General features: G+C 42.2%; 13 protein-coding genes. All 13 read right to left on the reverse strand.

All coding sequences use genetic code 11. From position 1 onward, the window contains the following. Window positions 1-139: 139 nt before the first annotated feature. The 13 genes from EO114_RS03590 to pgeF all read right to left on the reverse strand — a co-directional run bounded on the left by EO114_RS03590 (window position 140) and on the right by pgeF (window position 12,325). The gene (locus EO114_RS03590; RefSeq protein ID WP_127061691.1) at window positions 140-955 is read right to left on the reverse strand and encodes a sulfurtransferase; all 816 of its coding nucleotides are present in this window, start codon (window positions 953-955) and stop codon (window positions 140-142) included. A 168-nt stretch (window positions 956-1,123) separates the two neighbouring features. After that, window positions 1,124-2,419, reverse strand: a complete 1,296-nt coding sequence (gene hemL, locus EO114_RS03595) for a glutamate-1-semialdehyde 2,1-aminomutase (RefSeq protein WP_127061591.1) — start codon at window positions 2,417-2,419, stop codon at window positions 1,124-1,126. Between the two features lie 8 nt (window positions 2,420-2,427). Beyond that, on the reverse strand, window positions 2,428-3,414 hold the full coding sequence (gene hemB / locus EO114_RS03600; protein ID WP_127061593.1) for a porphobilinogen synthase: 987 nt from the start codon (window positions 3,412-3,414) through the stop codon (window positions 2,428-2,430). A gap of 13 nt (window positions 3,415-3,427) precedes the next feature. Next, a complete protein-coding gene (cobA, locus tag EO114_RS03605; protein ID WP_127061595.1) occupies window positions 3,428-4,963 on the reverse strand; it encodes a uroporphyrinogen-III C-methyltransferase in 1,536 nt (511 codons plus the stop codon). Then, window positions 4,960-5,898 (reverse strand): hydroxymethylbilane synthase, encoded by a 939-nt coding sequence (gene hemC / locus EO114_RS03610; protein WP_127061597.1) that lies wholly within the window; start codon window positions 5,896-5,898, stop codon window positions 4,960-4,962. Before hemC ends, cobA begins: the two co-directional genes overlap by 4 nt. Beyond that, a complete protein-coding gene (gene hemA / locus EO114_RS03615) occupies window positions 5,895-7,181 on the reverse strand; it encodes a glutamyl-tRNA reductase (RefSeq protein ID WP_127011174.1) in 1,287 nt (428 codons plus the stop codon). The genes hemC and hemA overlap by 4 nt, the downstream gene beginning before the upstream one ends. Then, on the reverse strand, window positions 7,150-7,785 hold the full coding sequence (locus EO114_RS03620) for a bifunctional precorrin-2 dehydrogenase/sirohydrochlorin ferrochelatase (RefSeq protein WP_083818426.1): 636 nt from the start codon (window positions 7,783-7,785) through the stop codon (window positions 7,150-7,152). The genes hemA and EO114_RS03620 overlap by 32 nt, the downstream gene beginning before the upstream one ends. A 64-nt stretch (window positions 7,786-7,849) precedes the next feature. Next, window positions 7,850-8,329, reverse strand: a complete 480-nt coding sequence (locus EO114_RS03625; RefSeq protein WP_009353901.1) for a DivIVA domain-containing protein — start codon at window positions 8,327-8,329, stop codon at window positions 7,850-7,852. 13 nt (window positions 8,330-8,342) lie between these two features. Continuing rightward, complete coding sequence (locus EO114_RS03630; protein ID WP_127061599.1) at window positions 8,343-9,128, reverse strand: RNA-binding protein; 786 nt, start codon at window positions 9,126-9,128, stop codon at window positions 8,343-8,345. Further along, window positions 9,118-9,936 carry a pyrroline-5-carboxylate reductase gene (proC, locus tag EO114_RS03635; protein WP_127011171.1) on the reverse strand — a complete coding sequence of 273 codons (819 nt, stop codon included), beginning with the start codon at window positions 9,934-9,936 and terminating at the stop codon, window positions 9,118-9,120. The genes EO114_RS03630 and proC overlap by 11 nt, the downstream gene beginning before the upstream one ends. Window positions 9,937-9,952: 16 nt before the next feature. Further along, on the reverse strand, window positions 9,953-10,456 hold the full coding sequence (locus EO114_RS03640) for a cell division protein SepF (protein ID WP_009353917.1): 504 nt from the start codon (window positions 10,454-10,456) through the stop codon (window positions 9,953-9,955). 14 nt (window positions 10,457-10,470) lie between these two features. After that, window positions 10,471-11,160, reverse strand: a complete 690-nt coding sequence (locus tag EO114_RS03645) for a YggS family pyridoxal phosphate-dependent enzyme (protein WP_127061601.1) — start codon at window positions 11,158-11,160, stop codon at window positions 10,471-10,473. Window positions 11,161-11,431: 271 nt separating this feature from the next. Then, window positions 11,432-12,325 carry a peptidoglycan editing factor PgeF gene (pgeF, locus tag EO114_RS03650; protein ID WP_127061603.1) on the reverse strand — a complete coding sequence of 298 codons (894 nt, stop codon included), beginning with the start codon at window positions 12,323-12,325 and terminating at the stop codon, window positions 11,432-11,434. Window positions 12,326-12,350 lie beyond the last annotated feature (25 nt).

Here is a 12,350-nt window from a genome sequence, read left to right on the forward strand (position 1 = left end):
ATATATGCTTTATGATGATGCACATATGACAAAATACATAGAATATAAAAACAGAGGTCCTATCATCAAGGCCTCTGTTTTTTATCGTATTATATTGAAAACATTTTGAATCACTATCTACTATACTGACAGTGTAAACCTATAATGTATTAACCCCTGTTTCCAACGGGAACCCTTCATAAGTTACCCAATCGCTAGAACTGCCTACATACATAGCTGGTTCCACACCCACTTCTGCTAACGCAATCATTAAGTTTGCTGCTGTCACACCAGAACCACAATAGGCAACGATAGGTTTTTCCACCTTAGTTAAGTCACCATAAGCTGTTTGTAATTCTGCAATTGGACGTACACCATCAGCTGTAAATCCCCATTCATAGAAATGATTGATTGCTCCTGGTACATGTCCCGTCATGCCATCCATCGTATCCTCTACCGATCCATCATATCGCTGTGGAGCCCGCGCATCGATGATGACATGACTGTCAGTATGGCTAGCGTGTAACACTTCATCACGGCTCATCACTAAATGGTCTTGTAATGTATAGGCCAACGGTTTTGAATCTGCCACTGTTGGTGTCTCCTCTTGGGTCAACGGATACCCTTCCCGATGCCAGCGCTCAATACCACCGGCTAGGACTTTCACATTGGTGAAACCCATGTATAGTAGCAAGAACCGCAACCGACCGGCAAAGGAAATCCACGCATCGTACACCACGATGTGAGAATCCATGGTCACACCGCATTCACTCAACCGTTGTGCTAATACTGCCATGTCTGGCAAAGGATGGCGACCACCGTGTACCCCTAAAGGACCACTCATGTGTGCGTCCATATCAATAGCAAAGGATCCCGGAATGTGGGCTGCTGCATAGGCATCAAAGCCACGAGCATCGAGGACTACCACTCTATCTAATTGCTCTTGTAATTCTTTCGGAGAAATTAAAACACTCATCATTACACCTCCTATATATAAACTAGAATGCCATACACTCTATATAATCTAGTGTAACATAGATTATCTTCGATGTGTATGGCCTTTCTATTCATACATGTATGCTATGACATACTATTAGTTTTTATCGGTTTTCATTACTCTTCATAAGAAAGGTTAATACTCATATTACCCTTTAATAGCTTGAAACGCTTCTTTTGCAATTTGTAATGTGTATGCCAAATCTTGATCGCTATGGCACGTAGATAAGAAGTTGCTTTCATATTGGCTGGCTGCATAATAGATGCCACGTTCCAAGTTGTAGTGGAAGAATGTTTTAAACGCTTCCATATCACAAGCGCTGGCGTCATCGAAGTTATGCACTGCTTTATCTGTGAAGAAGAGAGTAAACATAGATCCTACTCGTTGTACTACTACAGGTACACCTACTTCTTTCGCTGCTGCTTCTAATCCTTGGCATAAGGCTTCTGTAGATTCCTCTACTTGACGGAATGCATTCGGATATTTTTGCAACATAGACAAGGTAGCAAGACCTGCCGCCATGGCTACCGGATTACCACTCAAGGTACCTGCTTGGTACACAGGACCGGATGGAGCGATGGAAGACATGATTTCTTTCTTGCCACCGAATACCGCCATTGGTAAGCCACCGCCTACGATTTTACCTAAGCATGTTAAGTCTGGAATGACATTGTAATATTTTTGTGCCCCTCCAGAACTGGAGCGGAATCCGCACATCACTTCATCAAAGATGAGGACTGCACCGTGCTCTGTCGTTACTTCACGCAAAGTCTCCAAGAATCCTTCCACAGGAGGTACACAGCCCATATTACCTGCTACTGGTTCCACGATGATGGCTGCAATACTTTCACCATGAGCCTCGAACAATTGGCGAACTGCATCAGAATCATTGTATGGCAATGTAATCGTATCCTCTGCCACACCAGTTGGCACGCCGGGACTATCTGGCACGCCAAAGGTAGCTAAGCCAGAACCAGCTTTCACTAACAAGCTATCACTATGACCATGGTAACAGCCGATAAATTTCACAATTTTGTCACGACCTGTATAGCCACGAGCCAAACGCAAGGCACTCATAGTAGATTCTGTACCAGAGTTCACCATGCGTACCATTTCCATAGATGGATAGAAAGCTTGAATTTTTTTCGCCACTTCTGTTTCAAGCAGTGTTGGTGCTCCATAACTAGTACCACGAGGGATGGCTTCCAAAATAGACGCCACGATTTCAGGATTCGCATGACCTAGAATCATAGGACCCCAAGACAATACGTAATCGATGTACTCATTGCCATCAATATCGTAAATGCGAGATCCACTAGCAGAACTGATAAAAGGAGGATTGCCCCCTACACTGCGGTAAGAGCGAACGGGACTGTTCACACCACCTGGCATATATTCACGAGCCTCTGTAAAGGCTTGTTTTGATTTTTCTAAACTAAACATAATGGCTCCTATATTTCCACACTATTTTCTTGTAGCCAACGTGCCACATCCAAGGCATGATAGGTAATAATCATCTTCGCCCCTGCTCGTTTCATAGATAGCAAGGTTTCCAAGGTAATGCGTTTTTCATCCACCAGTCCCGCTGCCGCAGCTGTTTTAATCATGGCATATTCACCGCTGACATTGTAAACGGCTAAAGGACAATCGAAGTTGTCTCGCACTTCACGAACGATATCCAAATAGGATAGAGCTGGTTTAATCATAATGATGTCCGCCCCTTCGATGATATCTTGTTCCACTTCACGCAATGCTTCTAAACGGTTCGCCTCGTCCATTTGGTATCCTTTACGGTCCCCAAATCCCGGTGCAGAATGGACCGCATCACGGAATGGTCCATAATAGGCGGACGCATACTTCGCCGCATAACTCATGATGGATACATGGCTAAATCCCGCTGCATCTAAGGCTTCACGAATCGCAGCAATACGTCCATCCATCATGTCAGATGGTGCCACCATGTGAGCACCCGCTTTCGCATGGCTTACTGCTACATTACACAATAATGGCAACGTAGCATCATTAATGACTTCATGATGTTCCACATGACCGCAATGGCCTGTAGATGTGTATTGGCAAAGACATACGTCGGAAATCACGATCAACTCTGGCACTTCTTTACGGATCGCCATAATCGCTTGCTGTACCGGTTGTTCCATATCCCACGCAGAAGAACCATCTTCATCTTTGTAAGTAGGAATGCCGAAAATTTCGACTCCCTTAATACCTAAGTCATAGGCTTCTTTCGCCAATTTTACAGCCTCGTCCACGGACACATGATATTGTCCTGGTAAAGAAGAAATTTCTTCTTTCACCGCTGTTCCGGGAACAATAAATATAGGATAAATTAAGTCTTCTACTTGTAATGTTGTTTCACGAACCAACGCACGCATAGCTGGGCTGATGCGCAATCGTCTTGGTCGATTTCGTAATTCCATATTATGCCTCTTTCTATTTGCAATCGTTCAAGATTAGATCCACCATCGCAGGGATTGTAAAAGTTTCACCAATTAAATCTGGTTGAATCCCTTCTTCCACGCAGGTAGCGCCTGTAATCGGTCCAATGCAAACAACCTTCGTGTTTCCTAATAAACTCACTGCATCGAAGCCAAGCATATCTTTTGTATTCGTCACCGTAGAAGAACTTGTGAACGTAATGTAATCTACTTCACCTGCTCGCAAGGCTTCTTCTAAATATTCTTTATGGGACGTATCTTGTACCGTTTCATACAAACGCAATACCGTCACATCGCATCCTGCCTGTGAAAGTCCTTTATAAATCACATCGCGTGCCACTTTTGGTTGTACTAGCACAAAGCGCAAATCGCCTAGCGCTCGTTCTGGCCATACACGACTCTGTTCTACTGTAATGGTTTCCACCACAGATTCCGCTTGGTAATTCGGTGGCACGATGTCCGCACGAATGCCTCGATCTAATAAAGATTTTGCGGTAGCACTGCCGATAGCACATACTTTCATAGAACCTAACGCACGACTATCTAAGCCACGGTCTAATAAACCATCAAAGAAGAACCGCACCCCTTCGGCAGATGTAAAAATTAATCCATCGTAGGAAGATAAGCTATCATAAGCCACATCCATCTCCTCTGTACGAGGTAATGCCTGTGTTTTGATAGCAGATGCTTCGATAACATGGGCCCCCAATTCTAGTAATCGTTCAGATAAGGCGCTAGCTTTACTACGAGCTCGTGTGACCACGATAGTTTTACCAAATAATGGTTTATTATCAAACCAACGTAATTGCTCCCGCAAAGATACTACTTCCCCAACGATAACAATAGCTGGTGCTTTCAATTGCGCTTTTTCTACATCTTCTACGACATGCTCCAAGGTAGAGACCAACGTTTCTTGGATTGGTTTTGTTCCCCAACGGATGACTGCCACTGGAGTTTCCTTAGGACGACCATATTTGATTAAGTTTGTGGCAATGCTCGGCAAATTCGAGATACCCATCACAAAGGAGATCGTATCCACAGATTTGGCTAAGCCATCCCAATTCATACCAGATTCTGGTTTTGTTGGATCTTCATGACCTGTAACAATAGCAAAAGACGTCGCCATGGCACGTTGGGTAACAGGAATCCCAGCATAGGCTGGCGCAGAAATACCAGATGTAATACCAGGTACAAATTCAAATGGCACGCCCGCTTCTACCAAAGCCAACGCTTCTTCACCACCACGACCAAATACTAGAGGGTCTCCCCCTTTAAGACGAGCCACCACTTTACCTTCTAAGCCACATTTTACGAGAAGTTCGTTGATTTCCCATTGATGCATCGTATGATTGTTGCTTTTTTTACCTGCATAAATGATCTCTGCTCCTTCTTTCGCATAGGACAAGAAATGAGCATCTGCTAAATAGTCATAGACAATAACATCTGCTTTTTCAATACATTCCTTACCTTTTAGAGTGATTAATTTATGATCACCCGGTCCGGCACCAATTAAATATACAATGCCTGTCATTTCAATACTCCTCTTTCTACTAAATCGTCAATGATGGCTTTGCCCCCTTCTTCATAGAGAGCTTTCGCCAAGTTACGACCTAACATATCTGCTTTTTCTTTTGGTCCTGACAATTCACCTTCAAAACAATTTTTTCCATCTAAAGAAGCAATGATAGCTTTCAACGTTAATTGTCCTTTATAAATCGTCCCATGTACACCCATCGGTACTTGGCAACCACCTTCGAGTTGACGAAGGAAACTACGTTCTCCACGAGTAGCCCACATAGTATTTTCATCGTGCAATACAGATAACATATCTAGCATTTCTGTATCATCCTTGCGACATTCAATGCCCAATGCCCCTTGCCCTACAGCAGGAATCATTTCATCGCTAGTGAAAGTCTGTGTAACAACAGATTCCAGCCCCAATCGTTTTAACCCTGCCTCTGCTAATACAATGGCATCAAAGTTTTCTGTTTCTAATTTGTTCAGTCGCGTTTGCACATTCCCACGAAGTACAGAAATCTGCAAATCAGGTCGTTGATTCAACAATTGTGCTTGACGGCGTAAACTACTAGTCCCTACCTTAGCACCTTGTGGTAGTTGATCTAGTGTTTTATATTTTGGTGATACCAAAGCATCACATGGTGTTTCACGCTCTGTAATCGCACCTAGTACCAAATCTTCTGGTAATTCTGTAGGCATATCTTTCAAGCTGTGTACAGCCAAATCGATGCTCCCATCACGCATAGATGCTTCTAGTTCTTCTGTAAATAAACCTTTACCACCGATTTCAGCCAATGGTTTTTCTAAAATACGATCACCTTTCGTACTGTGATGGACTAACTCCACCTTGCACTTTGGGTAATGTTTGCGCAATGCATCTGCTACATAGTTGGCTTGCCATAAAGCAAGGGCACTACTACGGGTGCCTATACGAATTATGTCTCTCATAGTGTGTCGTCCTCCACTTCCAAAGCAAACATATCTTGGAATAACTTCCAATAATCTCGCTCTTCTTCTTTACCCGCTACTTCACCAAAATGAATCATTGGATCACGCAATAATTTACGTACCAACATGCGGGACATATTGCTAATAATCTTACGTTCTAGCTCTGTGGCATTAGGTAATTTTGCCATCGCGCGATGTACTTCACGTTTACGAATGGCTTCTGCTTTTTCACTAAGCAAGACCATAATAGGACGAACCGATAAATATTGTAATTTTTCTTCAATTTCTTGTAAGGCTTCTTCTAAGATAGGCTCTGCTTTTTGAGCTTCTTCTTCTCGTTGGTGTTTATTCGCTTCTACTACACTTTCCAAGGCATCAATGTTAAACAAATACACTCCGGGAATTTCTGTTACATCTGGGTTGATATCACGGGGAACAGCAATATCGATCATGACAATTGGTTTACCACCACGGCCATCCATGATTTCTTCCGCTTCTTCCCATTCAATCACATAATGAGGTGCACCAGTAGATGTAATAATAATATCTGCTACTTTGGCTTCTTCTACAAAATTGTCAAAATCAACGGCTTTACCATTGAATTGCTTTGCCAATTCTTCTGCTGTTTTGAACGTCCGATTGGACACGAAAATACTCTTTACCCCTTTAGCTTGTAAATGACGAGCTGTGAGCTCACTCATTTGACCAGCTCCCAAAATGAGAACCTTTGCCTCACTGATAGGAATATCTAAACTATCTTCCGCTAAATTGACTGCTGTATAACTAACAGATACTGGCGTATTCGCAATCCCCGTCATCGTACGCACACGTTTCCCTACAGCAATGGCTTTTTGGAAAATAATATTAAACACAGACGCTGTTAATCCCTTACTATAGGAAGAAATATAGGCCATTTTTAATTGGCTCAAAATTTGACCTTCTCCTAACACAAGAGAATCTAAACTAGATGCCACTCTAAATAAATGAGAAATACATGCCTTCCCTTCATACAGGAAAAACCATTTCTCATCTACGTCTACCGTTTCTTCACCTTTCAGATGCAGTAGTAAACGTATCATATATTCTTTTACATTCTCCATGTCATTTAGGACGACATAGAGTTCTGTGCGGTTACACGTCGATAAAAGGACGCATTCCTCTACTTCTTCATGAGCATAGATGTGATCCATAGCATGATCGAGAGCTTCTTTGGAAAAAGAAAATTTCTCTCGTACATCTACAGGTGCACTTCTATGATTCAGACCTAATACGACTAATTGCATGTACAATATTCTCCTTCACTGAGTCTCCTTGACCCTCTAATATTTGTATAAACTCCGATTCTCCTAAATTTGTACGCCAGAACTGCTCTCGTTCTTTTGGCGTATTTAATATATGCTGTAATTCTTGTCTCCATAGACGAATCTGAGGTAACCACTCGGCTAATATGCCGTACCTGGTTTCTATATCCTGTCTAAGCAAGCGACTCACTCGTGGGCTCACTTGATTGGTAAATATAGAAATCTCTAAATCACCAATCTCCGTAGCACTGCCGAATACCCAAGTAGAATCATCTTTCACATCAGCCCGATTAATGAAAGCTTGTACTTCTTGAGCATCTTCCATGACTTGCGCATTCACAGCAGGAATATCCGTAGCAATAATGACAAACTGTTGCCCTACCATATATTCTGAGCTATAAGGCTTCTCTATCCATTGTAATACACCTGCTTTATGGTATGTTACAATGTCAGGCAATACATCAGGACTGACTACTATAATAGATGCCTCTTCGTCTATTAACTTTTCAATTCTACGCAGCGCTACTTGCCCTCCGCCGACTACAAGACAAGGCCTGTCTTTAAGTGAAAGTCCAACTGTTATCATCCTACTATCCTTATATGTCTCTACAATGGCAAAAACGGCTTGAATACTCAAGCCGAAATTCACCTTATACTTCTGTTTCTGTCTCTACAGGTTTTGTTTCCTCTAAAGCAATACCATCTAATAATTGTAGTTGCGCTGTTAAAATTGATTCTACTTTTGCACGGAACACGGCCATTTCATTCGCAATGGTAGCATATTTAGCTTCTGCTTCTCGCAACGCACGATTGGCATCTTCTAAAATCGTAGATCGTTGTTGTTCCGCATTCTGTAAAATTAAATCAGCCTCTTTACGAGCTGCCTCTTTTACATTTTCACCAGTCTCTTGAGCAAGCACCAATGTATTGCGCATAGTTTCTTCCGTTGATTCATATTGATTCAAACGTTTTTCCATTTGCTCTACTTTATCAGTCATTTCACGGTTTTCACGATACAAGATTTCATAAGCTTGTACCACTTCATTCAAAAACTCGTTTACTTCATCGCAATCAAAGCCACGAATACTTTTTCCAAACTCTTTATTATGAATATCCATTGGTGTTAACATAGGATCAGCCTCCTTACATAAATCGTTTTAGATGTACTCCAATACGCCCTTTTTTAGACGTGCCTGTAATACTTTCTATTTGCATACGACCTCTGCCACGAAGAGAAATAATATCTCCTTCTTTTACTTCTTGCGCTGGTCCTTTCGCAGGTTGCCAATTCACTTGTACTAATCCTGCCTTAATGGCCTCCACAACTTTTGTACGAGATGTACTAAAACCTGAAGAAGCTATAGAATCCAACCGCATAGACGCAACAGTAGTTCGCACTTCTTTTATTTTTTCTTCTTTCGGTTGTAATTCACTCAATTCCATCTGTGATACTGTAACCGTGACCATAGCAATTTTTGTAAAGTTTTGAATCACAAAATCTGCTATCGTTGCATCTACGATTACCTGCGCCCCACCACTAGTGACGATAATATCTCCAAAATGAGTGCGATCAATACCAAGTCCCATTAAGGAACCCAACACATCACGATGTGTCAACAGTCGAAATCGTGGATCCCAAGATACTTTCAACACCGCAATTTGTAAGTCTACTGTTCCTTGAAAGTGAGGGTCTACAAAGGCCACTCGAAGGCGTTCTGCTCCTTCGTAACCACCACTGGAAATGATATTAATACCACCAAAATTCGCTTTTACTGCATCTGCAATGACAAGGCCTGCAGGTGACATAAAATCTGTCACACGGTAAGGTCGGCCTGCTTGTACTTGCTCCGCTAGATCAATCATACGTCTAGCCTCTTCGCCATTACCAGATGCTTCAAAATATCGAATTAACTTTTCTTTATCTTTCACGTTGTTTTCCTATTTCATTTGACCGTTCATAACAAGCTAAGATGCCTTCCATAATAGAAGAACGCAACCCTTCTTTTTCCATGGCTGCAATACCTGCTATAGTCGTACCTCCGGGAGATGTCACTTGATCCCTAAGCACACTTGGATGAGCGCCTGTTTCTAAGGCAATCAAGCCAGAGCCATACATCGTCTGTACCGCCGCTTGCAACGCCAATGGCCTAGTGAGACCAATCCGAACACCTGCATTTGCCATAGCATCTAAAATGGTATACATATAGCCTGGACCTGCCCCTGCTAGAGCGCCAATACGGTCTAAATCAGCTTCTGAACATACCACGGCTTCACCTAAGGCTTCGAAAATGCGCAAAGCTTGTTCTCGCTCACCTGGTGTCACTTGTTCACTACTAGCAATCGCTGTAAAGCCAGCTTTTACCAAAATTGGAGTATTCGGCATAGCTCGTAACCAATGTACATGGGGTGCAAAGGATTGTAATGTATCCAATGTAATGCCTGCCGCAATAGAAATACATAATGTTCTCGCCTCGATTTGTGGTCCCACCTCTTCCATAAGAGACGGTAAGACTTGAGGTTTTACGCCAAATACAATGGTTCTGTACTCATCAAAAGCAGGTATGGCATCACAGTCCGTGAAGGCTGTGACACCTAACGTGCGCTCTAATTCTGATGCTTGCTCACTGCGACGCACTAGTACATCTACTTCCTCAGGGCCCCAAACACCTTGTTCCAAAGCCCCCTGTAAAATAGCACCACCCATCGATCCTACACCAATTAGTAGTATTTTTTGCATGGCTACCTCCTAATGCTTAGGCTTGTGGTTCTTTCCAAGCTAATTTGTCAGATATTTCTGTGTACTCTTTATCTGTATAATCTACTGTTACATTCACTGGTACACAGATGAAAATATCTTTGCCAATTTTTTCTAATTTGCCATCTAATGCAAATGTAGCACCACTTACAAAGTCCACAATACGTGCTGCTTCATGAGGGTCTGTATTTTCAAAGTTAATCACTACTGGACGCATATCGCGCAATTGATTTGTAATATTTTCAGAATCATCGAATGCTTTTGGCTCTACGATGACTACTTTCATACCGCTAGAACGTTGTGCCACTGTATTATATCCTCCTGTTTTTGGTCGTGCTGCAGATGCTACTGGTCCATTGCCACCTGCTACTGGTGCTGTTACTACTGGTTGTTGAGACTCTTCTTCATACATCTCATTATCATATTCATCAAATTCATATTGATCATCTTGATTACTACCAAAAAAACTTTTTACAGAATTCCAGCTATCTTTCAGTGCCATCGTTAATTCCTCCATTACTCATTATAGTGGCGTTCTCCAAATATTGCTGTTCCTACACGAACAATATTTGCACCTTCTTCAATTGCTACTTCAAAATCATGGGTCATCCCCATGGATATATATTCAATCTGACCTTCATTAAAATGAAGTTTCATATCTTCAAATAAAGCGTGAGCGACTCTAAATATAGGGCGAGCCTCTTCCGGATTATCAAAAAATGGTGCCATACACATAAGCCCTTTTACCCGTACATTGGGTAATGATTTGGCATATTCCCGTATAGTTGGAAACTCTTCCACATCCATCCCAGACTTGCTTTCTTCTCGTGCCACATTCACTTGTAGTAATACTTCTTGTATAAGTCCTTCTCTAGCAGCAATACGTTGGATTTCATCCAACAATTTCACGCTATGAACTGAATGAATTAAAGAAAATTTACCCACTGCATTACGCACTTTATTGTTTTGTAATTGTCCAATTAAATGCCATTGGAGTTCCGGTCCCTGGTAGAGTTCCATTTTTTCTTTTGCTTCTTGTACACGATTTTCGCCTACAGTTCTTACACCTAGTTGAGCTACTTCTTGTACAGCCTCTACAGGATGATTCTTCGTTACTGCTACAAGTGTAACAGAATCCCTTCTCCCCACTCGTGCCTTAGCCGCTTCTATGCGTTCTTGCACGTTATGTAATGCTGTTGCAATCATATATGTCAGTCCTTTTTTCGTCGTTACATTTCACTCTGAAAGGTCTTCACAAAAAAAATAATACTTTATCTTTTTTATTATAAACGAAAGAATAAGAAAAGTACATAGAAAAAGCATGATTTCAAGCCTAGTTCTTAAGATTTTCTTATTCTTTGTCATATTTTTTATTCTATTCTCAAACAATACTTAAAAATGTATCTCTAAATTCCGTACTACTCATGTTCTACACAAGGTCTTATGATATACAAAACTATTGAAACTCTCGCATCTATTAACCTTGATTTCGTAATACTGCAAACATAGCCATTCGTCCCGTTTTGCCTGCATCCCCTCGGTATGAATAACATCCTTCTGTCATCATCGTGTCCGTAGCAGACAGAATCACTTGATCTATAGGCACACCTTTTTGTACGACACAAGCTGCAATATATCCTTTCAGATCTATATGTGGAGTAGGTGTCGCTTGTTCTAACCGTTGGAGATAACGCACGACTGCATTTACCTGTGAAAGTCCCAAATTACCCATATCCTGTCGAAATTGTTCAGCAATCTCTTCACTCACCTCAAAGGAGTCTGCTCCAATAGAGGGACCGATGAAGAGGTAGCAATCTTTTGGCAACGTTCCGTACGCATCGTGCATACTATCCATCGTGCGCTCCACAATGTGAGCGATGGCACCACGCCAACCTGCATGAACCACTGCCACCGCATGATTCACCGCATCATAGATAAGCACAGGCACACAGTCTGCCACGAGCAACAAGAGTGGCACATTCACCAAATTCGTATGAATCGCATCACTATCTGGGATACTGTCTTCCCAACTGAAAGCGCCTCGACCGATAAGCTCTTCCGTCACCCTCGTCACGCCTACCCCATGCACTTGCTCACCACAAGTCAAATGATTTGAATCCACACCTAACACCTGCGCTAAGCGTTTGCGGTTCTCTGCCACCGCTTTCGGATCATCACCTACATGCAGACCCATGTTAAAACTATTAAAGTTACCTTCACTGACACCACCATATCGGTAGGTCACACCATGAGCGAGGGGAAAACCCTCTAACAGCGGACTGTATTCATAGGTAATACTGGTGGAGCTATCCTGAGAAAATGGTGCGTGTCGAAGAGAGGAGGAAGTTTGGAATGATTTAGTTGTGTTCATGTTGGGACCTCCTTTGTAGTAGAAA

This window comes from Veillonella sp. 3627 (genome assembly GCF_003992195.1).
Lineage (GTDB): Bacteria > Bacillota > Negativicutes > Veillonellales > Veillonellaceae > F0422.